24 protein-coding genes and 2 pseudogenes are annotated in these 26,744 nt (G+C 46.1%); 13 read left to right on the plus strand and 13 right to left on the minus strand.

Annotated features, from left to right (window positions below; genetic code table 11):
• On the plus strand, positions 1-201 hold the full coding sequence (locus QT990_RS25710) for a hypothetical protein (protein ID WP_333465912.1): 201 nt from the start codon (positions 1-3) through the stop codon (positions 199-201).
• Positions 185-595: a hypothetical protein gene (locus tag QT990_RS25715; protein WP_333465913.1), complete on the plus strand. Its 411-nt coding sequence runs from the start codon at positions 185-187 to the stop codon at positions 593-595. Before QT990_RS25710 ends, QT990_RS25715 begins: the two co-directional genes overlap by 17 nt.
• Before the next feature lie 108 nt (positions 596-703).
• Here QT990_RS25715 and QT990_RS25720 read toward each other — a convergent pair whose 3' ends face one another.
• Positions 704-877 (minus strand): hypothetical protein, encoded by a 174-nt coding sequence (locus tag QT990_RS25720; RefSeq protein ID WP_333322205.1) that lies wholly within the window; start codon positions 875-877, stop codon positions 704-706.
• 56 nt (positions 878-933) lie between these two features.
• Positions 934-1,125 (minus strand): hypothetical protein, encoded by a 192-nt coding sequence (locus tag QT990_RS25725; RefSeq protein WP_333322203.1) that lies wholly within the window; start codon positions 1,123-1,125, stop codon positions 934-936.
• 213 nt (positions 1,126-1,338) lie between these two features.
• Between QT990_RS25725 and QT990_RS25730 the strand changes: the two genes are divergently transcribed.
• Positions 1,339-2,175, plus strand: coding sequence for a pentapeptide repeat-containing protein (locus QT990_RS25730; RefSeq protein WP_333465914.1), 837 nt, complete (start codon positions 1,339-1,341; stop codon positions 2,173-2,175).
• A gap of 411 nt (positions 2,176-2,586) precedes the next feature.
• Here the strand turns inward: QT990_RS25730 and purM are convergent, their stop codons facing one another.
• Positions 2,587-3,615, minus strand: a complete 1,029-nt coding sequence (purM, locus tag QT990_RS25735; RefSeq protein ID WP_333410001.1) for a phosphoribosylformylglycinamidine cyclo-ligase — start codon at positions 3,613-3,615, stop codon at positions 2,587-2,589.
• Positions 3,616-4,110: 495 nt separating this feature from the next.
• On the opposite strand from purM, the gene QT990_RS25740 reads away from it, so the two are divergent.
• From QT990_RS25740 to QT990_RS25750, 3 genes are all read left to right on the plus strand, one after another.
• Positions 4,111-5,184 carry a septal ring lytic transglycosylase RlpA family protein gene (locus tag QT990_RS25740; protein ID WP_333465915.1) on the plus strand — a complete coding sequence of 358 codons (1,074 nt, stop codon included), beginning with the start codon at positions 4,111-4,113 and terminating at the stop codon, positions 5,182-5,184.
• Positions 5,185-5,510: 326 nt separating this feature from the next.
• Positions 5,511-7,103, plus strand: a complete 1,593-nt coding sequence (locus QT990_RS25745; RefSeq protein ID WP_333141893.1) for a bifunctional pantoate--beta-alanine ligase/(d)CMP kinase — start codon at positions 5,511-5,513, stop codon at positions 7,101-7,103.
• 625 nt (positions 7,104-7,728) lie between these two features.
• Positions 7,729-8,664, plus strand: coding sequence for a polysaccharide deacetylase family protein (locus QT990_RS25750; RefSeq protein ID WP_333311055.1), 936 nt, complete (start codon positions 7,729-7,731; stop codon positions 8,662-8,664).
• A 131-nt stretch (positions 8,665-8,795) separates the two neighbouring features.
• On the opposite strand, the gene QT990_RS25755 is transcribed toward QT990_RS25750, so the two are convergent.
• Together QT990_RS25755 and QT990_RS25760 are read right to left on the minus strand one after the other, a co-directional pair.
• Positions 8,796-8,957, minus strand: coding sequence for a hypothetical protein (locus QT990_RS25755; protein ID WP_333300558.1), 162 nt, complete (start codon positions 8,955-8,957; stop codon positions 8,796-8,798).
• Positions 8,958-9,066: 109 nt separating this feature from the next.
• Positions 9,067-10,137: an FAD-dependent oxidoreductase gene (locus QT990_RS25760; RefSeq protein WP_333311053.1), complete on the minus strand. Its 1,071-nt coding sequence runs from the start codon at positions 10,135-10,137 to the stop codon at positions 9,067-9,069.
• Between the two features lie 418 nt (positions 10,138-10,555).
• Here QT990_RS25760 and QT990_RS25765 point away from each other — a divergent pair, with 418 nt between their 5' ends.
• Both QT990_RS25765 and QT990_RS25770 read left to right on the plus strand, forming a co-directional pair.
• Positions 10,556-11,401, plus strand: coding sequence for a YaaW family protein (locus QT990_RS25765; protein ID WP_333311067.1), 846 nt, complete (start codon positions 10,556-10,558; stop codon positions 11,399-11,401).
• 43 nt (positions 11,402-11,444) lie between these two features.
• Positions 11,445-12,923 (plus strand): O-antigen ligase family protein, encoded by a 1,479-nt coding sequence (locus QT990_RS25770; protein ID WP_333311069.1) that lies wholly within the window; start codon positions 11,445-11,447, stop codon positions 12,921-12,923.
• A gap of 216 nt (positions 12,924-13,139) precedes the next feature.
• On the opposite strand, the gene glmS is transcribed toward QT990_RS25770, so the two are convergent.
• From glmS to QT990_RS25785, 3 genes and pseudogenes are all read right to left on the minus strand, one after another.
• The gene (gene glmS, locus QT990_RS25775) at positions 13,140-15,062 is read right to left on the minus strand and encodes a glutamine--fructose-6-phosphate transaminase (isomerizing) (RefSeq protein WP_333310952.1); all 1,923 of its coding nucleotides are present in this window, start codon (positions 15,060-15,062) and stop codon (positions 13,140-13,142) included.
• Positions 15,063-15,222: 160 nt separating this feature from the next.
• Positions 15,223-15,468 (minus strand): photosystem I iron-sulfur center protein PsaC, encoded by a 246-nt coding sequence (psaC, locus tag QT990_RS25780; RefSeq protein ID WP_015175986.1) that lies wholly within the window; start codon positions 15,466-15,468, stop codon positions 15,223-15,225.
• Positions 15,469-15,741: 273 nt separating this feature from the next.
• Positions 15,742-16,929 (minus strand): annotated as a pseudogene (locus QT990_RS25785) (RNA-guided endonuclease InsQ/TnpB family protein).
• A 187-nt stretch (positions 16,930-17,116) separates the two neighbouring features.
• On the opposite strand from QT990_RS25785, the gene QT990_RS25790 reads away from it, so the two are divergent.
• Positions 17,117-17,239 carry a hypothetical protein gene (locus QT990_RS25790; protein WP_333141886.1) on the plus strand — a complete coding sequence of 41 codons (123 nt, stop codon included), beginning with the start codon at positions 17,117-17,119 and terminating at the stop codon, positions 17,237-17,239.
• 107 nt (positions 17,240-17,346) lie between these two features.
• Here QT990_RS25790 and QT990_RS25795 read toward each other — a convergent pair whose 3' ends face one another.
• From QT990_RS25795 to QT990_RS25810, 4 genes are all read right to left on the minus strand, one after another.
• Positions 17,347-18,558: a chloride channel protein gene (locus QT990_RS25795; RefSeq protein ID WP_333141885.1), complete on the minus strand. Its 1,212-nt coding sequence runs from the start codon at positions 18,556-18,558 to the stop codon at positions 17,347-17,349.
• Positions 18,559-18,578: 20 nt separating this feature from the next.
• On the minus strand, positions 18,579-19,589 hold the full coding sequence (locus tag QT990_RS25800; protein ID WP_333465916.1) for a transposase: 1,011 nt from the start codon (positions 19,587-19,589) through the stop codon (positions 18,579-18,581).
• Between the two features lie 179 nt (positions 19,590-19,768).
• Entirely contained in the window at positions 19,769-20,407 is a 639-nt protein-coding gene (locus tag QT990_RS25805) for an IS607 family transposase (protein WP_333465917.1), read from the minus strand.
• Between the two features lie 815 nt (positions 20,408-21,222).
• Positions 21,223-22,128, minus strand: coding sequence for a CoB--CoM heterodisulfide reductase iron-sulfur subunit B family protein (locus tag QT990_RS25810; protein ID WP_333141881.1), 906 nt, complete (start codon positions 22,126-22,128; stop codon positions 21,223-21,225).
• Between the two features lie 541 nt (positions 22,129-22,669).
• On the opposite strand from QT990_RS25810, the gene acpP reads away from it, so the two are divergent.
• The 4 genes from acpP to QT990_RS25830 all read left to right on the plus strand — a co-directional run bounded on the left by acpP (position 22,670) and on the right by QT990_RS25830 (position 26,468).
• Positions 22,670-22,924: an acyl carrier protein gene (acpP, locus tag QT990_RS25815; protein WP_333141880.1), complete on the plus strand. Its 255-nt coding sequence runs from the start codon at positions 22,670-22,672 to the stop codon at positions 22,922-22,924.
• 97 nt (positions 22,925-23,021) lie between these two features.
• Complete coding sequence (gene fabF / locus QT990_RS25820) at positions 23,022-24,275, plus strand: beta-ketoacyl-ACP synthase II (RefSeq protein WP_333141879.1); 1,254 nt, start codon at positions 23,022-23,024, stop codon at positions 24,273-24,275.
• 175 nt (positions 24,276-24,450) lie between these two features.
• Entirely contained in the window at positions 24,451-25,758 is a 1,308-nt protein-coding gene (locus QT990_RS25825; RefSeq protein ID WP_333141877.1) for an AAA family ATPase, read from the plus strand.
• On the plus strand, positions 25,746-26,468 hold the full coding sequence (locus QT990_RS25830) for a DUF4276 family protein (RefSeq protein ID WP_333141875.1): 723 nt from the start codon (positions 25,746-25,748) through the stop codon (positions 26,466-26,468). The genes QT990_RS25825 and QT990_RS25830 overlap by 13 nt, the downstream gene beginning before the upstream one ends.
• 135 nt (positions 26,469-26,603) lie before the next feature.
• Here the strand turns inward: QT990_RS25830 and QT990_RS25835 are convergent.
• Positions 26,604-26,744: pseudogene (locus QT990_RS25835) on the minus strand (photosystem II q(b) protein); the annotation flags it as partial.

Consider the following 26,744-nt stretch of genomic DNA (forward strand, 5'->3'; position numbering starts at 1 on the left):
ATGTCCGAAACTGACCCTTCCAAGAAAAAGCGATTTACAAAACCGGCGACCGATCCAGATAAATGCGCGGAAATGGCTAAAAAATACGGCTGGGATTACCAGAGATTTATTCCTAATAACGATCCTGTTTTGAAGGTAGACTGCGAGTTTGTAGGAGAAGAGATTTACTTTCAGGAGTTGTGGTATGACCACCAAGATTAACTCGCTTAAAAGCAAGCCAACACTGAAGATTTACCGCACTGACGGTGCTCAGACTGGATGGGAAAAAAGGCTCGACGCAATAGGTTCGGGTACTTACTTGCTGCACGAAGAGATGGACTATTCCAGAAACCGAACTATCCCCAAAATAGGCGATCGCTTGGGAGAGTCTAAACGTTTCCTAGACGGAGAAATTTACCACCGCCAAAGCGACTGGTTAGTCGCAAAAGTACAGTGCTATCCTGCTGTTGGCGAAGACTGCGATTGGGATGAAATCATCCTTTGCTACTGTCAGTTTGAGCCAATAGAGTCTGAGTGGGAGAGAGTCGCTACTTTGGAGGAAATTGTAGCCCAACAAGTAGCTAAAGATACGGGTTTGGAGGTAGTTAAGGGTTGAGCGATCGCACTAGCGATCGCAATTATCTTTATTGTTAAAAATTTTCAATATAGAATACAGAATCCCCAATCAAATAATTGGGAATTCTAACATAATCAATCAATGATTTTACCGATCTTTAGTGCTTTCTCTTTCTAAAGATTCCACCCCTTTTTCAAAATTAGTAGCAGTGTTAGCTGCACCTAATCCATCAATAATGTTCTTGCCTTTCTGTCCAACTACTGCTCCTGCTATGGCAGAGAGGACTATAGTAGCGGTAATAGGGTCAATTATCGCGATCATAAAACCTCCATAGTGTGATTAGCTACAAGTATTTAACGCAATCCCAAAGACTATATCTAGGACTGCTTGGGAGGCTGCTGACCTGCTAATCCGCAAGTACCCCCAATAATAGCACCTGTTGCAGCTCCTTTCAAAGCTCCTTTAACAGGATCTTTAGTGTCTTTTGCCGCACCCCGCACACCACCAGCTATAGCTCCAACAACAGAACCAATAACCATGAGACTAATTGGGTCAACTACAGCAATCATGGAACTTTCCTCGTTTAAATTATTAACACCATAACGAATCTATATGAGCTTTAACAGTGGGAAAAGTAATAAAAAAGTAATAAAAAAGTAATAAAAAAGTAATATTCTTGACTAATTGCAGTAAAATCTATATCTGACGATGGATTTCATCTATAGGGGTGTCGCTAACTGTTACGCCAACATGAACGTTTCATTGTTTAGGGAGTTTAACAAATGACAGTTGAGGAAGCAATAACACTTGTAGAAAGTGTACTAGACTACGAAAGTCTCAATAAAGTTCAAGAGCTAGTGTTTCGGCAATCTTGGGATGGACTGTCTTATATAGAAATTGCTAAAAGCGCAGGCTATGACTCAGATTATATCAAAGATGCTGGTGCTAAGCTCTGGAAACAACTATCTGAAGCCTTTGGAGAGAAAGTCAAAAAAGATAATATTCAGTCAGTCTTAAAGCGATACACGCGACGACACAAAGTGAATTTACAGCGAAATTTGACGATCGAAGTTAACCTCAGCGGTGCAAATCTAAGTGGTGCGAACTTAAATGGAGCTAGAGTAGTTGCTAACTTCATTGAAACAGATTTGTCTCAAGCTGACTACAAAGGATCGATCGCACCGGATGACAACACAGCATCATCTGAAGAATTCACAGATATTGAAGATGAACAAAATCAGGAAACTCAGCCTGGCTCAGAAAACGAAATTAACTGGAATGGTTTTCGCTTTCACTCCGACGCACAAGTGAAAATTGCCGAAATACTCGATCGCACTTCCACTCTCTTCATCCCCAACTCCCAACTGCGACTCGCAACACCCGCAGGGAGACAAAACCAACAAGCTGACTTTCTGATCTTCCACCAAAACAAGCTAGGGATACTGAAAATTGACCGTGCATCATCCCATCCAAACGCAACAGAAGATGAAATGTGCGATCAACTTTTGAGAGATTCGGGCATCTGTCTTGTCAAACATTACGATCCTACCCGATGCAGCGAACAACCGGATCTAGTTGTGCAGGACTTTTTGGAAAATTTGAGTCAGGTACAAGCCTAATAAGCTATTTTTTATTTAAACTGTGATACAAACATTACCTTGGTTTGTGATCGTTTCTCCCTTCAACAATTAACAATCCTTCATTTCATAGTCGATGTAATAAATAGTATAGATCTTCAATTAATTTAAACGTTTGGCGAAAGCTTTTATATTAATTCACGGAAGTAATTTTGAATTATACCGTATTTAAAAGCACAATAGCTTTTTTCAATTTCATTAAAAATTGTAGCAACCAGTCATCTGTTGTGAATTCCTTTTTCTCTATCTCCTCTGCGTCCTCTGCGGTTACTTTCAAAATTATAAATTTAACCGCAGATATACACAGATGAAGGCAGGTTGAGATTGTCTGTTAGTGCATAGAACAAAGCTAAGCAATCTTCACCTCGGCGATTGCTTCTTACTAATTACCCATTACCCGTTACCCATTATCAATTCTCCTTTCCCCTCAATTACTTCCCCGATCGCCCAAGCACCAATTCCCTGAGACTCAAACCATTTAACAGCCTGTTCTACTTCCCTGGAATCAAGCAACAGCACAAACCCAATCCCCATATTAAAAGTATTGAACATATCTGCTGTAGCAACTTGGCCCGCTTCAGCAATCCACTGGAAAATTGGCAAATTTTGCCAGCTATTGCTGTCAATTTTCACAGATTGATTAACTCCCAAACAGCGGGGCAAATTTTCCGGCAAACCGCCGCCCGTAATGTGAGCCATGCCGTGAATTTCTAAACCGCTCTTAATTGCTTCGAGGACTGGTTTCACATAAATTTTAGTCGGAGTTAGGAGGACTTCGCCTAAACTTTTGCCGCCCAATTTTTCTGGTTGAGAATGCCAATCAAAACCGAGATCGCCCGCAATTTTTCTCACCAAACTAAAACCGTTGCTGTGCACGCCCGAACTTGCCAGCCCCACAGCCACATCTCCCACCTGCACCCGCGAACCGTCCAACAATTTGCTCTTTTCCACAATACCCACACAAAACCCCGCCAAATCGTACTCACCCGCTTGGTAAAAACCGGGCATTTCTGCCGTTTCCCCTCCGAGCAAAGCACAGCCCGCTTGCTTGCAACCGTCAGCAATGCCGGCCACCACCGCAGCTAATTGTTCGGGATTTAACTTTCCCGTGGCCAAATAATCGAGAAAAAAGAGGGGTTCGGCCCCGGATGTCAGCACGTCGTTGACGCACATCGCCACCAAGTCGATACCTACGGTGTCGTGCCGATCGAGATTGTGGGCCAATTTCAACTTAGTCCCAACGCCGTCCGTCCCCGAAACCATCACCGGCTCTTTTAAACCCTCCGGGACGCTGAAAAACCCGCTAAACCCGCCGAATCCGCCCAAAACTCCCGATCGGTGCGTGCTCTTGACCATACTCCCGATGCGCGAGACAAAAGCTCTGCCCGCCTCAACATCCACACCTGCTTCTCGATAATCCATAAGTCCGCCAAATCGATTTCTTCTAATTTTTAGTTTATTCCCATAACAGTTGACAAACAGCTTTTTTAAGACTAGCCATTCGGCAGCCCACAAAATACACTAAATTTTTGTAAATTTTTGTAAATTTTTCCGTAAAGACTGAAACGGCTGTAAGCACTGGAACTAAAGGGTTTTATGATAGAGGGTTTTGAGAAAATTTGATGAAGATTTGGTGAAAAGCGCGATCGCAGCGATCCCCAACCGCAAAAGTTTGTGGTAGTCTGTTGCAGTTCGTGAACAACACACAAATTGCGGATCGAGTATGAGTTGTCAAGTGTCAGGGAAGTTTCCGCCAAATTTTTTTGGGGCGGAAGCATTAAAGCAAAAACGCACCCGGATACTTTGCTTTGACTCACGGGGGAATGGCGAAGGGCAAGAGAGAAATCCTTGACGCCTGTCGCCAAACGGCCAATCCTCCAATCTCGGTTGGCAATGGCTATTCACAAAAATGGACGTATGAAGGAAAAATTTGTTGGTGGTCTACTCGCTGTCCTGTTAGTTCCTGTGGTAGGAACGGCATCCTCTTGTCACGCACAAGCAACAGGTGCCGACAACCAAAACTCTCAGTCCGAGCAAGTAATTGCCACCCAACCGTCCCGGCAGTTAAACGCTACTCGGGTCGAAGCGCAAAAAGTCGGACAGTATCAGTATCAAGCAAGAGCTGAAATTGCCCGAGACTCGATCGCCAAAATTCAGCCCCACAACTTAGGCGGGCGACAAGCAGCGACAGTCTACGTGCGAAACATTCCAGTCATCACCTTTCTCAACGCCAGTCCGGAAACAAACACGCCTTTGGGAGAAACGGGCAACAGCCAAGCCCGTCCTAGCAGTCCGTCAAAAGTAGCGGGCGCAAGAGAAAATCCCAAAGTCGGAAACCTTGCCAGCAACTCTAGCAACCAAGAACCCGATCCCATTTGGCGGGCATCAAGCTTAGCAGCAAGACTCAATCAGCTAGCCCGCAACAACATCGATCCCAACAGCATTACCGTTAAGTGGGAAAAAGGCGATCGCTACATTATCCAGGCAAACGGCGAGGAGTTGGTAAACATCAACGCCGAAACCATCCTCCCCGACACCACCAGCAACTTTAGCCGAGACGCCCTGCAAGCAACCAATCGCCTCCGGCGACTTCTGGGCAACGCCCCACCCCTGGAAGAAGTCGCAGGCAAACCCCAACCAGAACCCCCCGTGCTGTCTATGGGCCCAGTTCAAGTGCGCCTCAGCGGCTGGGCTTCCTGGTACGGCCCAGGATTTAACGGCAACCTCAGCGCCAGCGGCGAGCGTTTCAACCAAAATGATATGACCGCAGCCCACCCAAATTTGCCTTTTGGAACGAGAGTCATGGTGAGAAATCTCGACAACGGCCGCACTGTGGTCGTCCGCATTAATGACCGCGGCCCCTATGTGGGCGATCGGCTCATTGACTTGTCCGCCGGCGCCGCCAGCGTGCTAGGAATGATCAGCAGTGGCGTTGCCAGAGTGGAAATCGAAGTGATCGAACCGCAGCAGCAAACAACTGTTGGACGCTGAAGGCTACTCTCAGGCAGAATACAAAAGTTATCCGAAGTGTAGAAAGCAGAAAGTAGAATAAAACTGACATCTTGCACCATTGTCAAGAACGGGCTCTCCGGCCCGTTCCACAAAGAATGAGTTTTCTTGTGGAACAGGCCGAAAAGCCTGTTCCTAAACAACTAATTGAGAATGGTGCAAGATGTGAGATAAAACTGACATCTTGCACTATTCTTTGTGGAACAGGCCGGAAAGCCTGTTCTTGAAGATGGTGCAAGATGTCAACTCGAACAAATTCTGACAAATAAACTCTGCATTCTGCCGAATGCCTTCAGGAGATTCTACCGGTGCGCCTGTTTACTACCATTGCAGCACTTCGCTGCTACTTAAATTTACAAAAGTCTGCTGCACCTCATTTGACAGTCGGTTTGGTGCCGACGATGGGAGCTTTGCACGCAGGGCATCTGAGCTTGATCCAGCGGGCAAGGCAAGAAAATGCGATCGCCCTGGTCAGCATTTTTGTCAACCCGCTGCAATTTGGCCCCACAGAAGATTTTCAAGATTATCCTCGGAATATCGAGCAAGACCGGCTGTTGTGCGAACAAGCTGGCGTTGATGCCATATTTGCTCCCTCAGCAACCGAAATGTTCGGCAACCAAGCCGTCGAGCGTACAGAAACAGAGCAAACCGCCCAAAAACAGATAGAGATTCACCTTTCATCCTTAACCCAAGTAGTGCCGCCACCGGCGATGACATCGGTTTTGTGCGGCAAAGCAAGGCCCGGTCATTTTCAGGGCGTCGCGGCAATAGTTACTAAACTTTTGAGTTTGGTGCAGCCGACAAAAGCTTATTTCGGTCAAAAAGACGCCCAGCAGCTAGCAATTATTCGGAAGCTGGTCTTGGATTTTAACTTGCCTGTAGAGATTGTCGCTTGTCCGATCGTCCGCGAAGAGTCGGGACTGGCAATGAGTTCTCGCAATCAGTATTTAACAGTAGAGCAAAAACAGCAAGCCTCCGTACTCTACCGCGCGCTGCAACAAGCCTCGAAAACTTTTGCTTCAGGGGATCGCACCGCAGCAGCCGCACTCGCAGCAGCCCACGCAGCAGTCGCAGAAGAACCCGCAGTCAAGCTCGAATACGCCGAAATCGTCGATCCCCACACTTTGACGCCCTTGCAGGTTGTGGAAACAGCGGGACTTTTAGCCGTGGCCGCCAGAGTTGGCTCTACTCGCTTGATTGACAATATAATTCTCAGGAATCGCCGGCCCATTGTGGCGATCGACGGCCCGGCGGGAGCAGGCAAATCTACCGTCACTCGCCTTGCAGCAACAGCTTTGAACTTGTTTTATCTGGATACCGGCGCGATGTATCGGGCGCTGACTTGGCTGGCATTGAAAACAGACACGCCGATTTCCGACGAATGCGCGATCGCCGAATTAATCAGTTCCAGTTATTTGGAATACAACCTCGATCCCGCATCAAAGATGTTGAAGATTAACGGCGAAGACGTAACCGAGGCAATTCGCAGTTTGGAAGTGACATCCCGCGTCTCGGAAATGGCGGCGATTCCCGCCGTGCGGCAGTTTCTGGTGGAGGAACAGCGGCGCTGCGGCACAAAAGGCGGAATTATAGCAGAAGGCCGCGATATCGGCACTAACGTGTTTCCCGATGCGGAACTTAAGATTTTTTTGACGGCTTCGGTACAAGAGCGATCGCGCCGGCGGCTGTTAGAACTTAAAGATAGCGATCGGGCTAATATTAGCTTGGCCCAATTGGAACAAGACATCGCCCTGCGAGACGAAAAAGACAGCACCCGCGAGGTTGCACCTTTGCGTAAAGCGGCCGATGCTGTGGAAATTCAAACAGACAATCTGACTGTTGCTGAAGTTATCGATCGGATTGTCGGCTTGTACAAAGAGAGAATCGACCCTAAAAGTTAATTTTAGGAGTGGCGGGCGGGCGATCGCCCTCATCTCAAATCCGGTTAACCTCACATCTTGCACTATTCTCGCTTAACAGGCTTTTCGGCCTGTTCCACAAAGAGTGAATTTTCTTGTGGAACAGGCCGAAGAGCCTGTTCCTAAAAAGCTTATTGACAATAGTGCAACATCTCAGGTTAAACTCACATCTTGCACTATTCTCGCTTAACAGGCTTTTCGGCCTGTTCCACAAAGAGTAGATTTTCTTGTGGAACAGGCCGAAAAGCCTGTTCCTAAAAAGCTTATTGACAATGGTGCAACATCTCACGTTAAACCAACTTGCAGTGTCAGGTAGGGACGCGGGCAGATGCGGGCTGAGTCCCTGAGAATATCGTGCCATTAATCCGATTTGAGCGCCGTCCCCCTGGCTGGGGAAAAAGTTCCACCATCCCGCGTTTTCATGGGTTAGGGGATTTCTGGCGCACAAACCTTAAATTTTTTTATCCTGACGGACTTCCCCACGATCGGTTATTTCCAGTAGCATTTTTACGGGCAGTCCAATTTAAGATTATCCTCTTAAGTGGATTAACTTGATATCAACATAAAATCTCAAATTAACTGTATAACGTGTGAAGGAGAGAATGACGTGACAAAATTGAAACTGCTGTGGAGGCGGCGAAAAACTTTAATAGTTGCTTTTATGGCAGCAACAGGAAGTTTTTTGCTGGGTGTGACATGGCCGATTAACTTGCGGGCCAATCAGCCCTTGGAACCGATTCAGGCGCAAGTCTTGGCCGTATCCCAGTCGCAAGAACAACAGCCGATGTCCAATATTAATAAGTTCTCCGAGGCGATCGCCCGTCGAGTAGAATTTTCCCAAAATGCTCTAGCCCAAGTGCAGGCAATCCGATTTCAATCAGCCGTACCGGATCAGATTCAAGGTACAACCATTAATCACGCGAAACTCGACTCCCAGCACAAGGCGATCGCCCTGACATTTGACGACGGCCCCTGGCCGAAAACAACTACACAAATCCTAGATATTCTCAAGGAAAATAATATTAAGGCTACATTCTTCTGGGTAGGAAGATACCTGCACAATTCTCCCGAAATTGGCAAACAGGTCGCAGCAGCCGGTCACGCGATCGGCAATCACACTTGGAACCACCAATACCTTCAGTATAACGAAGACGGTGCCGCTCGCGAGATCGATCGCACTTCATCCTTAATTGAGGAGTTGACCGGCATCCAAACATCGATGTTCCGCCCGCCAGGAGGCATTTTAAACAATGGATTGGCAGCTTACGCTCAAAAGAAAAATTATGCAGTTGTGATGTGGTCTGCTGATTCTTTTGATTGGCGCACTCTTACGGAATCTTTGATAGACAACGTGATGAGGCAGGCCAATTCCGGTGGCATTGTGCTGATGCACGACGGTGGCGGAAATCGAGCGAGAACTGTAAAAGCTTTACCTGATATTATTGCTCGATTGAGAAAGGAAGGGTACAGTTTCGTAACAGTTCCCGAGTTATTGCAGATGCAAGAACAAGACTTAGAAAAACAGGAAACAGCACAAAAGTAACAATTGGGAAAAGTGGGAGTTCACACCATTATTCCATTTTGTTGTATGTCGTTAGATTAATTTTTCATAACTCTAGCCGAAAAAAGAAGGAAGAAGTAGCAACCGCGCCCGATTCCAGGCGACGTTCTTAACTACTGAAACCATTGCTTTAATTGCATTTCCCTTCTTCCTTCTTCCTTCTTCCCTCTTCTTTCTTCCTTTTTCCTTCTTCCTTCTTCCTGACATCGGTTACATCCGTGACACAATCCGTTGCCGAACTTCCTTATTCTTTCTTCCTGACATTCGTTATTCATGCCGGACGGTATTATCACGTTCGAGGGCAAGGTAATCTTCGGGGCTAAACCCAGACGGGATGGCAATCATAGCGTTAGAGGTAAAATCAATACATTACTTGTAGCCATATTACCAATTTAGGCTTGAATCTAACGGCAAATCCTGCAACTGAGAATTCACCCAATTAGCCGCCGCCAAACCCGAGCGCAAAGCACCCTCTATTTGACCTTCCCCGCACAAATCCCCCGCACAAACCAGCGGCAAAGTCCCCTCCGCCGCCAAACAAGAAACAGGCAAAGGATTTCGACAAAAAGCATAGCGCCAGCGGTGAACCTGCAACCATTCCGGCTGTTTCAGCCAAGGCATTAAATATTCAGAAGTGCGATCGAGCAATTCATGACCGACAGTTTCCAAATCAGCAGCTTCTAAATAGCGTTCTGCAAAATTTGCGCTGCTGTGAACCACAAACACCGGCTGCTGCGGATCGAGCCGTTTGCTGCTGTCCAAACCAACCCAAGCTAAATCAGAATTATCGGGAAAAGAAACAGCTTTCCACGGCGGATTTAGATTGCTCAAATCTTGCTGTTTTGCCGCAGGATAGCCAGCCATAACCGTAAAGCAAGGTTCGTACTCCACAGAACGCAATTTGTCAAGAAAATCAGATTTCAAACCGATTTCCGAATTCAAAAACATTAAAGCTTGAGGAGCCGGAATTGCTACTACAACAGCCTTAGCAATCAATTCTTGAGGCGTCTGTAAATTGTCATCAGTAACTTCTAGGGAAAGATGCCAGATTTGGTTATCTGTGGTACTAGAAATAGCTTGTACGCGGCGGCCAAACCAAATTTCTACCCCCTCCGCCAGATACTTACCGATCGCATTCATACCCGCAGGTGCGACATAGCAAGAACTAGGAATAGAGAACATTTCTCCTTGTCGGAATTCTCCCACACTATCCGTCCAGAGTTTGAGGATATCCCGATCGACCAAAACCTCAATTAACCCCTGCACCGCATCCCCCTGCGGTTCCAGATACCGCGCCCCGTGATCGGCCCTAGTACCCTGTAGGCGGCGGGTAGCAACACGTCCCCCCGCGCCGCGAGATTTCTCAACAACAGCCACAGAATAACCAGCTTGACGCAACCGTTGAGCGCAACTCAGCCCCGCCATACCCGCACCAATCACCGCAACATCGAACATAATCAATCAGTCAATCGATTTTAGATTTTAGATTTTAGATTTTAGATTGAAGCATTGACCCCACGGATAAATTGGGGGGGCAAGTTTCATCGGATACAGGTTTTTTATTTCTGGACGGATGAATCCGGCGGCTTGTATCCTGGATGCTTTCGGTCAGCCTTGTGAATCTAAACATCAGCTTAAAGGCTGCGAGCTGAATTTGTACCTTACCGATGACTCAAAAGAGCCGTAGCACGGGCGATGACCCGACGCCATCGCCCTGCACCAAGTAGTAGAATAAAGGACAGCACGAATCCATGATTAAGACCAGATCAAAAAATGCCACTGTAGGTAAATCCTAAATCCTAATGGTTGTCAACCAGCCGTCATCTAAAATCTAAAATCTAAAATCTAAAATCGCATAGGGGAGGGCAAAATTTTGGACGAACTCAGAGCAGCACTCGAATTGACAACAGAAGAAGAATTGCAGCAACTAACAGAACTTCTGTTCAGCCGCAAGTTTAACCCTTTAGATTACGTGCAAACCCCCGCACCGATAGATGTACAAAGTCGCGATCGCGAAGCATGGCTCGACGCCGTAGAACAGCGGTTTCGCTATCTTGCAGCCGACGGGTTGACGGTACTCAGAGGGCGAACCCAACAAGTAACTTACAGACAAGCACTAATTCAAGTTTGTCGCTATCTCAAAATCCCTTATCCCAGACAGTTGTCAACCACCGACTTAGAGGCAGAAGTATTTCTGCACTTAATGGGCCGCGCGTGGAAGCGTTTACCTGCAGATGAACAGCAAGCGCTGACACTGCGCGTACAGCGAGCGATCGTTGATTCTAAACTCTCAGAACCCCTGCCAATTTCTGCTGAAAAAGACCCGCTGGGTTTACTGTTCAAAGGCGGCAGCGCTTTAGCTGTTAGTTCCATCTTAAAACCAATGCTGCTTAAACTAATGGCCAATCAATTTGCGCTGCATTTTGCCACCTATCAAATGGCAAAACAAGGAGTGCTTGCAGGCACTGCAACTGCAGCAACCCAGTTTCAAAATTATGTCGCCATTCAGACGGCGCGGCGCGGTATGGCGGTGAGTGCGGCTCGTTACGGTGCAACGCGGAGCGTATTTTCGTTAGTCGGCCCGGTGATGTGGACTTGGTTTTTAGCGGATTTGGGTTGGCGATCAATTTCCACGAACTACGGCCGCATTATCCCGACCATTTTTGCCCTAGCTCAAATACGCCTGACGCGATCGGAATGCGTTTGGGAACTAGCTTAACGATGGTAAATTGTAGATTTTAGATTTGAGATTGGGAGTGTGGGTGAATATCAAAAATCGGTTGAAATTAGCTGCCAAACAGACAGCCGAAAATCTCAAGTCTCGCCTCCAAAAACATCCCGATCCCCGCCTGCAAATTCCTTGGAATTTCGCCCAAGTGGGGATGCTAATTTTTCCCTTAATTCCCATTTTGGGAGCTTTAGGTTTATTCCTGGGATTGGCCGGCACTTGGAAGCAAAAGTTCCGTCAAATTAGTCGCCGCCCGTTGAATCGAGGATTCGCAATTCTAAGCGCGCTGCTAGTCATCACAGCGGTTTTTGCCCACAACCGCATCGAGGCTTTTATAGGGTTGTACAATTTCTTGCCGTTCTTTATATTGTTTGCCGCTTTTAGCAGTTTAATTCAAACTCTGCCTCAATTGCGGCAATTGTCTTGGGTGATTGTAATTAGTTCAATCCCAGTGATAATTTTAGGCCTGGGACAGCAATTTTTAGGTTGGAGTGGCATCGATCAATTGCAGCCTGTTTTTGGCTGGGTACTCGAACCCAAAGGCAATCCCCCCGGCCGCATGGCTTCTGTATTTATGTACGCTAATATTTTAGCTTGCTATCTGACAATTGCTTTTACTTTAGCACTGGGACTGTGGATGGAAGAAGGCAGTTGTCAGTTGTCAGTTGGCAGTTGTCAGTCGTCACCACTTACCAATTCCCAATTCCCAATTCCCAATTCCCAATTCCTATTTTTAAGTTTGGCAGTGATCGGAAATGCTGTTGCTTTGATTTTTACTAATTCTCGCAATGCTTGGGGTCTGGCAGTTTTGGCAGTTTTGGCTTTTGCATTTTATGCGGGTTATAAAAAATTATTAGCTGCGGTTTTTAGTGTAGCTAGCACAGTTTTTTTGTCTGCCTTTGGCCCGGAACCACTGCGGCAATCTTTACGAAGAATTGTTCCGGCTTTTTTCTGGGCTAGACTCACCGACGAAATGTTCCCAAATCGGCCGACAGCTACTTTGAGAACTACTCAGTGGGAATTTGCTTGGTCGATGACTCAGCAGCGTCCTTGGACTGGTTGGGGATTGCGAAATTTTACGCCTCTCTATCAAGCTCAGATGCAAGAATGGCTTGGTCATCCTCACAGTTTGATACTGATGTTGACTGCGGAAACGGGGATACCCGCAACGCTTTTGTTGTTGGGTTTAGTTGGTTGGGTTTTGGCTAGGGGTGTTTTGCTGCTGGCGAATTGGCCGCTTTTTTCTGCAGATATCAAACACGAGCAAATAGCAACACAGGAAGTAGCGGAAAATGCTTTATTGTTCAATCCAAAATCTATAATTAATAGCAAAAATCAGGTTGTTTGTCAAGATGTAAGAGCGGCCGATCGCCTAATTTTTTTCAGTTATTTATTAGCCTTCGTCGCCTGTACGCTTTTTAACACTGTAGATGTGACGCTGTTTGATTTTCGACTCAATACTACAAGCTGGTTGCTGTTAGCCGCAATTTGCGGAGTCAGCCAGAGGGAATAGGGCATCGGGCATCGGGCATCGGGCATCGGGCATCGGGCATCGGGCATCGGGCATCGGGCATCGGGTATCGGGCATCGGGCATCGGGCATCGGGCATCGGGCATCGGGCATCGGGTATCGCGCATCGGGCATAGGTTATTGGTTATTAGAACGAACAACCAACAACCAACAACCAACAACCAACTACTGACTAATGACTACTGACTAATGACTTCCTTTATTCTACCGTCACCGACTTCGCCAAATTGCGCGGCTGATCCACATCCAAACCCCGACGCGCCGCAATGTGATAAGCCAACAATTGCAGCGGAATCACTGTCACAATCGGTGACAACAATTCATCCACCAAAGGCACGGGCAAAACGTGGTCAAAAATCTCGGCTTCCGCCACACCTTGCTTCGGCGTAACGCCAATTAAACGGGCGTCGCGGGCCTTGGCTTCTTGAGCGTTGGAAAGCACTTTTTCGTAGACGCTTCCTGGCATGGCGATCGCCACTACAGGCACTTTCGCATCCAAAAGGGCGATCGGGCCGTGTTTCATCTCTCCCGCCGGATATCCTTCGGCGTGAATGTAGCTAATTTCCTTCAGTTTCAGCGCCCCTTCCAAAGCAATCGGAAAATTAATTCCCCGCCCCAAAAAGATAAAATCTTGGGTGTCTGTAAACTGGTGAGACAATTCCTCCACATACTGTTCTTGAATCTCCAAAAACTTCTCAATTTCCGCTGGCAACTGGCGCAAACCAGTAATAATTTCTGCCAATCTCTCAGTGCTGATTGTTTGCCGCTGGTGCGCCAAATCCAAAGCTAAGAAATAGAATGCCATCAACTGAGTGACAAAAGTTTTAGTCGCAGCAACGCCGATTTCTATACCAGCGTGGGTGTTGATTACCTGCGGCATCATGTGGGCGATCGAACTTTCGGTTCTGTTAGTAATGCCTAACATTCTCGCCCGGAATTTATCAGTAAAACCCGCGCGGCGCTGCTGTTCCATCCCCAAAGCAGCCAGCGTGTCCGCCGTTTCTCCCGACTGAGTTACCCCAATAGTTAAAGTATTTGCTGTCAGCGGTGCCGGTGCGTAGCGGTACTCAGAAGCGTACTGCACCGCAGTCGGAATATTAGCTAATTGTTCCAACAAATATTTGCCGATTAGCGAGGCGTGCCAGCTCGTTCCGCAGGCGAGAATGGAAACTTGTTCGACATCAGCGCAAAGTTCCTTGGGCAAATTGAGATTGATGGGAGAGCGCGGATTTCCTGGCTGCCAATCGCTGTCTAAATAAGCCTCCAAACAAGCTCGGACTACGGCTGGCTGTTCGTAAATCTCCTTGTGCATGAAGTGTTTGAAGCCTTGTTTTTCGACTAAAACCGGACTCCAACCAAGGATGCGCGGGCTTTTTTTCAGCCTTTCCCCTGCAAAGCTGTAAACTTCCACTCCCATCGAAGTCAGTCTTGCCAATTCGCCATTTTCTAAGGACAAAACAGTGCGGGTGTGAGATACTAAGGCCGGCGTATCGGAAGCGCAGAAAAATTCACCAGCACCAAACCCAATCACCAAAGGAGCTTGCTGTCTGGCGACAATTATTTCCTCTGGAAAATCTGCACAGATAACGGCGATCGCAAAAGCTCCTTCTAATTTGTTTACCGCCTTTAAAACGGTTTCCAAAAACGATAAATCAGCAATTTTTTCTGTTTTTTTATCTTTTTCTTCTTCCTTCTCCCTTCTTGCTTCTTTCAAAAATTCAGCTATTAAATGAGGGATAACTTCTGTATCGGTATCCGAAACAAATTTATGTCCCTTCGCTTTCAATTCTTTCCGCAACTCGCGATAATTTTCGACAATTCCATTTTGAACTACCGCAATTCGCCCGCTATTATCTAGGTGAGGGTGAGCGTTATATTCTTCAGGCTTGCCGTGAGTGGCCCAGCGGGTGTGTCCGATGCCGATGGGAGCCAGAGAGTCTATCTCTGCTAGCTTTTCCCGGAGGCTGTGCAATTTGCCCTTTGCTCGGATGCAGGTAATTTCTCCTTCGGAGATGGTAGCGAGGCCCGCTGAATCGTAGCCCCGGTATTCTAGTTTCTCCAATCCTGCTAGCAAAATCTCGCTTGCTGCTTGCGTGCCGATATAGCCAACGATTCCGCACATTTAACGTACTACTCCTGCTTAGCGATCGCAATAAAACTTAAGTTTTATCATTTTTACCTTCTTCCGGCCCCAGAATGCAGATTCCGCGACAAAAAAAGAGGGGGCGATTAAATTGCCCCCTCTTTTGTGCCCGTAATTCGATCGGCGTGTCGATCGATTTTTAGTAAGCTAGACCCATACTGCGAGTGGTTTCTGCTCCCAGGTAAACCCGGATGCTCAGAAAATCGGTGGGACAAGCAGTTTCGCACCGCTTGCAGCCTACACAGTCTTCGGTGCGGGGAGATGAGGCAATCTGAGCTGCTTTGCAGCCATCCCAGGGCACCATCTCCAAAACGTCAGTCGGACAAGCGCGGACGCATTGAGTGCAGCCGATGCAAGTATCGTAAATTTTGACTGAATGAGACATTGAATAAAGGCTCCCAACGAGTCACTAAAAATTTGCTGCCTCTGCGAGTGAACAGATTTGACGGCGAGGTGCCACCGCTATAGCCTGCACAGAGAATTAAAGGTTAGTCTACCGCAGTGCCTGGAAGCACTTCGCGAAAAAGCGACAAAACTTCACAGTTATTCACGGTGGGACTCTGATAGAACCCATTTGGGCTCTATATCATTCGCCAACCGTTTGAGCATCAGCCTGTTGACATCCTCCCCGCACTTTTAGGGCGGGGATTCCCAAACATCACTGCTTGGGTTTCTGCTTCTGTCCCTGACGGGGTTTCGCACCAGCCTTAACAGATTTACTCTGTTCGGGTCTTACGGTCGCTCCACAGACTGACACGGCAAGCCCTGCCGCCAAAATATTCCTTGCCGCATTGATGTCTCGGTCATGGTGAGTCCGGCACTTAGGACAATCCCATTCCCGGATATTTAACGCCATCTTTTCAACGATGTGACCGCAATTGCCACACCGTTTTGAACTCGGAAACCATCGGTCAATTTTGATTAAAGTGCGACCGTATCAGTTGCACTTGTATTCAAGTTGCCTGACCAATTCACCCCAACTTGCGTCACTTATGGCAACAGCTAGTTTCCGATTTTTAACCATGTTCTTCACAGCTAAATCCTCAATGGCAATCCTTTGGTTTTCGCGCACCAATCGAGTCGTTAACTTGTGAAGGTTATCTTTTCTGGCATCAGTAATTTCTTGATGCACTCTCGCTACTTTAAGCCGTGCTTTGTGACGGTTGTTAGACCCTTTCTGCTTTCGACTTAAAGATTTCTGCGCTCTCCTGAGCTTTCGATACTTTGCCTTAAATCCTTTGGGATTAGCAATCTTTTCACCAGTGTCCAGAGTGAGTAAACTCGCAATTCCCAAGTCGATGCCGACTTGACTGTCTGACACAGGTAGTGCTTCAATTTCAACATCTACCAACAGAGAGACTGACCATCTACCAGATGGTGAAAGCTTCACCGTAATCGTTGATGGTGTCGCACCGACAGGCAGCATCCGACTCCAGCGAATAGGCAACGCTTGAGTGCATTTTGCTAGGTAGACCTGTCCGTTTTTTAACTTAAAAGCAGATTTGGTGAACTCAGCACTGCCACCATTGCGTTTCTTTTTGAAGTTGGGGTATTTTGCCCGCCCGTCAAAGAAGTTGCTCAGGGCAGTTTGCAGGTGGCGCAAGCATTGCTGCAATGGTACACAGCTAACTTCATTAAGAAAATCAAGTTCTTCCGTTTTCTTCCATTCGGTTAGCATTGAAGAGGTTTCAGCGTACCCTACCCGTTTCTGGTCTTTGTACCAGGCTTCAGTTCTTGCAGCTAATGCACGGTTGTAAACCAAACGAGTACAACCCAGTGTGCGTCGCAACAAACTTTCTTGTTCCGGCGTGGGGTAGAATCGGTAACTGAAGGCTTTTAGTGTCATGCTCACCTTTGGCGTTACTTTCACAGTCTAGCACCTCCCATCTGAAATAGTAGAAGGTCTTAGCAAAATTCAAGTAAAGCCGTCCTAGAAGGACGGGGTTTCTCACCCATTTTTCTGATGATCTTATCCGGGTGATACCCCTTGCCCTTGCAGAATGGTAATCTTCGGAATATTGACGGGTCAGAGTGTGAAAATAATCGAGGTTGTGACTCAACATTTCAATCAAGCCACATTCATCGGACACACTGGCTGTTGTGCAATGGCTCAAAAACGGCAAGCTGACTGGTATCAACGGCTAGATGTTGTTTGATGCCATTGGTGCATTTGTAATGGCAGAAGCCTTTAGACTCGACACTCGCAAATTGCACGTATTTTTCACCGCTACACCGAGCTATTAGAGGAATTCTAGCCGTTTGGTTAATCCACTTTACGCTGTGAGCTAATGAAGGGAGATCGGGGAGCCAAGAAGAAGCCCACGAGACTAGCGAAGAGAATCGGTGTAAAAGTGCTAAATCCTGTCAATTTTGCCAGTAGCAGAGTTGTACTAATTGGAGTTCGAGTAACTGTTGAATTCAGAGCAGCCATTACACAAATCATTGCCAAAGTCTCGTTGGATGCGGGATTAATGATAGCGATTGCCTTTCCTAAACAGGCTCCTATAAAAAACAGTGGGATGATAATCCCTCCCCGCCAGCCTCCATTTACGGTCGTACTAATGGCAAACACTTTAGCAATAACTAAAATCAAGAGAAATTCCACAGGAAAGTTTCCCTCAACAATTTTTTCAATTTGATGTTCACCAAAGAAACGAGTGAGCGGAAATAAAGCTGATAAAACACCAAGTCCTAGCCCAGCTAAAGTAGTCCGCACATAGATTGGACTGGGTATGGCATCAAACAAGCGACCTACACCGCGAAATATAGCGATAAAAAGCCACCCCATGAGCGCACCTACGATTCCATAAGCAATCGCTGCGCCAAAGTCATAAAGGCTGTCCACATTGTATTGAGGAAAATGCCAGGTAGGGCCTATTCCAAGCTGGGTAATTGCTACAAAAATGGTGTAACTTGCACAACTTGCCACTACCGCAGGCAAGATTGCTTCAAAATACTCCACAACATTCTGATGATGCAGGATTTCTAAAGCAAAAAAAGTACCACCCAAAGGAGCACCGAACAAAACTGTAAAACCAGATGCCATGCCAGCAATACTCAAAGTTCGTAGTGCCTCTCCGCGCAATTGAAAGCGATCGGCTAACCACGTACCAATTGAACCTGTGACTTGCACCATTGGTGCTTCTGGACCCGCACTGCCTCCACTTGCAATACTGATTAGCGACGACAGAATCATCGAAGGATTCTCGTTCATTGGTAACCGCCCACCATTGAGATGAATATTGTCAATAATCAACCCTATTTCGCCAGGATTTCCCAGCCAATGAATGAGCAAACCGATGAGTAAACCCGCAAGCGGCATGATGATTAGTAGAGAATGTCCACTAAAATATTCAAATCCCACCATCATGTAAGACAAAAATATCCAATAACTTGCACCAAACAAACCACAAATGATTCCTAGCATTGCCCATAGGAATACCGAACGTGTGAGATTTACTGGGTTTCGTTTCATTGTTTACTGATACTTTTAATTCAGACAATCCCGACTATCGGCGAAAATCTGAATATAGCACACTCATCAGATACGTCTGAGAGTATGGTGGTATCCCACAAAGCTTTAAGAAAAATTCCTAAAGCGCCATTGAAATCGCGAGGTATTTCATAACCGCAGTTGGGACATCTAAAAGTTTTAGAGCCACCTAACTTTCTCTGAATATGACCGCATTTTGTACAAGTTTTGGAAGTATATTCCTCAGTCACTCTAACCAATCTCGAACCGTAACGATTACAGAGATGTTCTAAGGTTTGCGAGAACTGATAAAATGCCCAAGTCATCATCGCCCTCGCCGACTTGGAATTAAGTTTGCGACTACCTCTTGCCACCATTTGAGAAGTTTCAAAAGTAGGTAGGTAAATAACATCGTAATTCCGTGCTAAATAGCTCGCTACCTGCTTGTGAATTTCCGACCGCAGGTTTTTGATTTTAGTTCTAACTTTCTCCATTGCTTGTTTCAGCCGATAGCGCAATCGAGAAAACTGACCGCCCTTTGAGCATCCAAATTTTGACTGCATCTTATCCAAATGCTGGCACAATCGCGCAATCTTCCCAAAGTCATGCTTTCCAAATTCAGTAAAAGAATTGCCATCAAATCCAGTCAGGAAACAGCGCAGTCCGGGGTCGACTGCGATGGTATTGCCGCCATTTTTGGGTTCTGGAACGTCCATCTCTATAGGCATATTTACGAACCAGCGTCCCTTATTGTAGGTGACTTCTACTGCCTTGTCATAGTTGATTAAGCAGGAATCCTGCCCCGTCCAGAGAGGTTTTTCTAGACCTTTGCTAGCATTGAGCATTAGATGACCGTTCTTATAGTCACCCGGAGCGAACTGAATAGTCTGTTTTTGGGCTCGAATTGACCTGAATCGAGCTAATTTCAATCCGACTAAAGGATTGGGTTTTGCCTTTTTTCCTTTACCTAACTGAGCTGGCTGTTTGTCGGTTTTCTTCCAAGCTGTATAAGCCTCGAAAAGGGCGTTGTCCAAACTATGTGCTATTCCCAATTCTTTGCACCATTCCGGGATTATCTCGCAACAAGCGAGTTTTACAGTAACTCCGAAAAGCTTGCTTACCGGAAGTTTTTGAGACTGGCTGATTAGTCTTTTTGTCTACAGTGTAGTAGGTGAACTTTCCTTGATGCTGATTCAGGTAAGCGATTGCATTGTTATACACTTTGCGATTGGCGTGAATTCTCAACATCCAGACTTTCTTCGTCTCCCCCTTTGGGTAAACTCGGTACGTCATAGTCTTCAATGATTTGCTTTTTATACTTTCTGAGTCCGTACAATCGGCAACTGAAGACGTGGATGATGGCGAGTATATCTTCAACCATTTCTCTTTCGGGACTAAGTGAACTATTGTTGAGAACCAGAATCTTACACCCGCCCCGCTCCGCGAACCATGAGATAAGATCGAATCCGAACCGGCATAATCTATCTTTTGAGGCAACGACAACCATTCCGATGTCGCCCGTGTAAATGTGTTCCAATAGGGCGATAAGACCTTTTCTTTTGAAGTTGAGGCCACTCCCGATGTCTTGGATGATTTCACATCCGGGGTAGCGAGACAGAAGAAAGTCAGCCTGTCGAATAAGGTCGGCTTTTTGACTTCGACTGCTAACTCTGGCGTAGAGGATGGTTGGTTTAGTAGATGGAATATTGACAACTGAGTCGCAGTCGTATCGTCGCTGTCCTGACGGCGTTCGGTATGCTTTGATTTTCCCTTCTTTTTCCCACCTTTCAAGGGTTTTTGAACATACTCCAAGTCGTTGAATAGCGATTCTTGGTGGTACATATGTGGACATATTGGGTTTTTTGAGTGAATTATCTCAGTCTACATCAATTGTCTGCCTTATGGCAGGAAATGTCTAAGAAAAACTCGTCCTGGAGATTACTCCTTGTCAATAGCTAGGCAGTTAGGAAGTCTTAAAAAACTATTTTGTGTAATTGTATACAATTTCTGTGATTTGCATATTAACCTACCAGCCCCACACTTGCTTTTGAGTCTAGATCCGGGCTACGGTATGCGGTCTAGCAATCGCAGTCTAACAAGGGCTGGCAACGGAACTGAGGCATCGGTTATCAGTGGTGTAGCCACCGTGCAACGCCGTTCGCTGAAGCCCCCGTCGTTAGACCGCTTCATATTTTGGTGGTGTCAATAGCTTAAAGAACCCATTTGGGCTCTCTGATGACGAGCTAAGATCAGAAATAAATGGCATTGTCGAGCAACTTCACCGACAACGAGTGATAACTCCGCAACGCCATTGCTGCCCCACAAGAAGAAGACTAGACCACCTCTGGGGACAAAAGGACAAATTTAGGACTTACCCACCGGGGCTCAGAAACCGGGTTTTTTTACGAAAAAACAAAGGTTGTGACCCGCAGATTCGGTAAAAAACCCGGTTTCTTTGGTATGTGTGCGTCCAGGACTGAAATTGTGGACGGTATCTTCTATCAACTCAAGAGTGTATAAGCGCGATCTATCGTCCCGCTAGCACTCGCCTATAATTCCGCTCTAACCGGATTTGATTTGAGAAAAGACTAAAGTCTTTACTACCAACCTGGATTTAAGATGAGAAAGGACTAAAGCTCTTACTCCAAACCCGCGCAAATCGATCGACTAAAAGCCTAATTTTTCTAACACGGGCTTAGTTGACACAATATGTCGATCGATCCCTAGTTTTTTTGGCTCCACACCCAAAGCCAAAGCCACCAATTGCGACAAATGCAACACGGGCAAACCCAACTTGCGCCCGATTACTTTTTCCACCTCCGGCTGCCGCGCATCCAAATTTAAATGACAAAGCGGACAAGGAGTAACCATACAATCAGCGCCATTGTCAAGAGCATCTTGAATATGTTTGCCTGCCATCTGAAAAGATTGGTTAGTGGCATAACTCGCCAACGGCCAGCCACAGCACTGCGTCCGGCCTCGATAGTAAACCGGAGTGGCCCCGATCGCTCGAAACACATTTTCCATCGATTCCGGTTGGTGCGGGTCATCGTAAAGCAGCTTATCCTGAGCTCGCAGCAGATAGCACCCGTAAAAAGACGCGCACTTCAAACCTGAAAGCTTGCGGGTGACTCGCTTCTGCACCTCGTCGAGCCCGTAATCTGCAACGATCGCCCACAACAGATGTTTCACCTCGGTACTGCCTTTGTAAGGCGAACAGCCTTGTTTTTCCAGTAAACCGTTGACTTTTTCTATGTAGTTGGGATCGGTTTTCTGAGATTCCTTGAGGCGATCGTCCACATGACCGATTACCCCTTGACAAGTGCTGCAATGTGTCAGCAAAGGCAGATTCAGTTCCTCAGCCAAAGCAATATTGCGAGCGTTGACAGTATCTTCGAGTAACTGCGAATCTTCCTTGAAAGTGCCAGAACCGCAGCAGGAAGCTTTTTTGAGTTCCACCAGTTCAATCCCCAAGGCTTGAGTCAGCGCTTGGGTAGACAGGTAAAGTTCACGGGCCGCCCCTTGGGGAACGCAACCAGGAAAGTAAGCATATTTGAGATTTGGGGATGGCATAATTGTTTCTGCAGGGGACACAAGGTTCGGGACAAGAAACTTGAGCGATCGAAGTCTGGAGGCTTCCTGCTTAGTTTTCCCTCTTTATAATTAACGTATCACCGCCTAGCTAGGAGCCAATTGTCAGCTTTTCTCAAGCATTTTGAGTTGATGACTGACAATCAAGCATCCAGGATACAAGCCCCCGGGTTCATTCCGAAAGCAGACTCAGGACCGGTGAAATAAAAAACCTGTATCCGAGAAACTTGCCCTCCGAATTTATCCGTGGAGTCAATGCTTCAATCTAAAATCTAAAATCTAAAATCTAAAATCGATTGACGCACCATCGACCCAAAATTCCGGTTCCTCAACGTTATCAGGTTGCTAAACGAGATGATTGATTGTGGGCTATGGGTTTTTTCCTTAGTCGTAGGGTTGCTGCGATCGTCCGTGTCCCAATTGTCCCTGGCCCGTGTCACTTAGAAAAGCGGCCAGCCTTTGTCCTGCCGATCCCCCTTTCGGATAAGATTAGATACGCAGCAACCAATGAGGACACGATGTTATGAGCCAAGACGATATTTTGACTAGAGTCCAGAAAATTGTGAAAGAGCAACTGGAAGTCGAGCTGAGCGAAGTCAAGCCCGAAGCCAACTTTGCTAACGATTTAGGAGCAGATTCCTTAGATACAGTAGAGCTGGTAATGGCCTTGGAAGAAGAGTTTGATATTGAAATTCCCGACGAAGCAGCCGAAGGAATTACTACGGTTCAAGCTTGTGTAGATTACATCAGCAGCCAACTTGCAGCTCCAAAAGCATAAAATACCTGTCTTTTCCCCTAAGAGGAGAGAAGTTAGAAAACTGGAAACTCCTCTTTTGTTCTGCGTTCTGGGTGTTTAATTTTTTGAAACAGAAATCATGACAAATTTAGAGCGTAAGCGCGTTGTTATCACGGGTCTCGGCGCGATTACACCGATCGGCAATACCTTGTCTGAATATTGGGACGGGTTGCTTGCCGGGAAGAATGGTATAGGCCCGATCACCTTATTCGACCCGTCGCGGCACGACTGCCGCTTTGCCGCAGAGGTGAAGGGTTACGACCCACACGACTATTTAGAGCGCAAGGAAGCAAAGCGGATGGATCGCTTTGCTCAATTTGGGGTGTCAGCGAGCAAGCAAGCTCTTGCTGATGCGAAGTTTGAGATTAACGACCTGAACGCAGAACAGGTGGGTGTCATTCTTGGCACTGGCATTGGCGGCCTGAAGGTTTTAGAAGACCAGCAAGAGATTTATCTGAATCGCGGCCCCGATCGATGCAGCCCGTTTATGATTCCCATGATGATTGCGAATATGGCCGCGGGCCTGACGGCGATTCACACGGGCGCTAAAGGGCCAAACTCTTGCACGGTGACGGCTTGCGCTGCCGGGTCAAATGCCGTGGGCGATGCGTTTCGCTTAGTTCAGGCGGGTTACGCCCAAGCCATGATTTGCGGCGGTACAGAAGCTGCGGTGACACCTTTGTGCGTGGCAGGTTTTGCTGCGGCGAGGGCGCTTTCGACTCGCAACGATGACCCGACTCATGCTTCTCGTCCGTTCGATCGCGATCGGGATGGTTTTGTCGTCGGCGAAGGTGCTGGCATTCTGATTCTAGAAGAAATGGAACACGCTCTGGCGCGTGGCGCGAAGATTTACGCAGAAATCGTCGGCTACGGTTTAACTTGCGATGCGTATCACATGACTTCTCCGGTACCGGGGGGGAACGGTGCGTCGCGCGCGATGGCTTTAGCGCTCAAGGATGGGGGTTTGACGCCGGATCAAGTGAGCTATATCAACGCTCACGGCACGAGCACGCTTCCCAACGATTCTACTGAAACAAAAGCGATTAAGCAGACTTTGGGAGACCACGCTTACAAAGTAGCAATTAGTTCTACCAAGTCAATGACCGGTCATCTTTTGGGCGGTTCTGGGGGAATTGAGGCGGTGGCGACGGTAATGTCGATCGCCAATGACAAAATCGCGCCGACAATTAATCTGGAAAATCCCGATCCTGAGTGCGATTTGGACTATGTTCCTCATACAAGCCGCGATCTAAAAGTTGATGTGGCGCTGTCGAATTCTTTTGGATTTGGCGGCCACAACGTGACTCTGGCATTCAAGAAGTTTGTTCAGTAACGGGTAATTTGAAAGTCGAGAGTTAAAAGGTGAAAAATTAATTTTTCACCTTTTAATCTTTAGATAAATTTTAGATTTGGCGATCGGCTATTAGCTGTAGGTGCAAATTTTAAATTATTGTAGGGTAGGCATCTTGCCTGCCCTAACCTTTCTGAAGTATAACCGGAGCGATCGTATGAATCAACCAATTCTTCGATTTTTGACAACCAAGAATTATAAAAATCTACACTTAGATCCATCTGTAAATTTAAACAACCTTAATATATTTATAGGCTCAAACGGTTCAGGCAAAAGCAATTTCATCAGTTGTTTAAAATTTTTAAAAGATTGCCTAATAGCTATTCCTGACGCAAATCGGGACGTGAGTAGTTTTGAGGATGCTGTTTCTAAAATTGGTGGTGGTAGAATTTTAGATGTCAATGTTGAAAGTCCAGCGAAGGTCAGTATAGCTTGCTGTTTTTCGCAAATTAACCAAACTGGTAATCTTCAAAAAGACAGCGCAATTCTTGATTTCAAACTTTATACCGATCGACAAAAAGTAAGGGCGAGCATCTCTGAAGAATATCTATATGGCGGAGAAGATTTGCAGGAAACTTCCCGCCAGCCACCTTTCTATTACTATAAATTGCATAACAGAGAATTAGGGCAAGGAGTTTTATCTGTTTACAAGTCTCCCGGTCAAGAGTCAGCTCAGTTTGAACCTTTAGATAACATTCCTACAAATTCTTTTGGTTTGTTGACAATTCCGACACTGCTTGAATATACTTTCTTACCACCAGAAATTATACCTGTTTACAAAATTAGAAGAGAATTAATTGAATTTATTTCAAAATGGCAATTTTATAATGCCAATAACATGAATTTGAGTTTAATTAGAACCGCAGAACCTAAAATAGGTGGAAGTGATATTTACCTATCTGCTTCGGGAGATAATCTGCCTTTAGTCTTGTACAATTTAAACCAAAAATCTATCAATTTTGAAGATAGCATTAACGAGGCAATGAAGTCCATCCTGCCAAAAACTCGTCGCCTTAGAGCTTTACCTTCGGGTCGCCTATCTCTCACTGTAGAATGGTATTTTGAAGGTATTGATGATGAAGCATTTTACCTAAATGAAATGTCGGATGGAACTGTCAGGATGCTTTGTTGGGCAACTATATTACATTCTCCACTCCTTCCTTCTTTGATAGTCATTGATGAACCTGAATTAGGATTGCACGTCTCGTGGATGCCAATTTTAGCTGAGTGGATTAAAAAAGCTGCCACCAGAACTCAGATAATTATTACCACGCATAGTCCCGACCTTTTAGATCACTTTACCGATCGTTTAGAGAATGTTCTTTGTTTTTATCCCGAAAACAGAACGTATTTCTCAGTCAAATCTCTTTCAAAAGAACTGCTGAAGCCAAAACTTGAAGAGGGATGGCAATTGGGCGACTTATACCGTGTTGGCGATCCAACTATTGGAGGATGGCCGTGGTAGTGTGGGTTTTCTCTGGTGGCGGTGAGGCTGAGGTTAGAGGATTCTTTCCTTTTTTAGAAAAAACTTTTCCGGGCTGTAGATTTGAACGAAAAACACCAGTTCGTCAAAAACCCGGCCCTAAAGCTAATAAAGCAGGTAGTTATGGAAGAACAGGTCAAAGCTTAATCGAGCAAATCAAGCAAGAATTGCCTATCGCCTTAAAAGCGGAAGCAAATAAATGCGACTTGATTTTAGTTTTTGACGATTTGGATTGCCGCGATTCTCAGACACAAAAATCAAAAATATTGGCAGAGTTATCAAAAATACCCGAATGTGCTGACATCGAAAAATTTGTTGGGTTTGCCGCGCCGGAAATCGAAGCTTGGATTATTGCTGATTGGAATAATTCAATAGCTAAACATTCAGATTTTCGAGGCAAAAGACATGAACGGATGCGTTGGTGGCTAAGTACACAAAGAAAAGTTTCTTTTGAGAATCCAGAAGCATTTAGTGAATACGATGCTGAAAAAGATTGCTGTCGAGAAAAACTATCAGAATATTTAATTGAGTCAAGTGTTCAAGATGAACTCGATCGCGATAAAGCACGCTTTTCTAAAGGAGATCATACTCCTTTGCTATTGAGGGAAATCGATCCAAATGAAGTCCAGAAAAAATGTCCCTTATTTCGCGAACTCTATAACTATCTCAATAATTTTTGTCGTTGTCCATAAAGGGTCAGATAAAAATTTATTTAGGTAAACTGTAAGCCAACTTTTGCAAAGCATTAGTAGTGTTAAATTAGATTTTCCCCAAACAAAAAGCGCCCCTATTTCTAGGAGCGCTTTTTGTCAATCAAAAGCTAAAACTTAGCCATTGATAGAAGGAGCAACCAAAGCTACTGGAGTGACTTCACTAGCAGCCAAATCAAGCGGGAAGTTGTGAGCATTGCGCTCGTGCATTACTTCCATACCCAAGTTAGCGCGGTTGATCACATCAGCCCAAGTATT

The organism is Microcoleus sp. T3_B1, assembly GCF_036700445.1.
Classification (GTDB): domain Bacteria; phylum Cyanobacteriota; class Cyanobacteriia; order Cyanobacteriales; family Microcoleaceae; genus Microcoleus.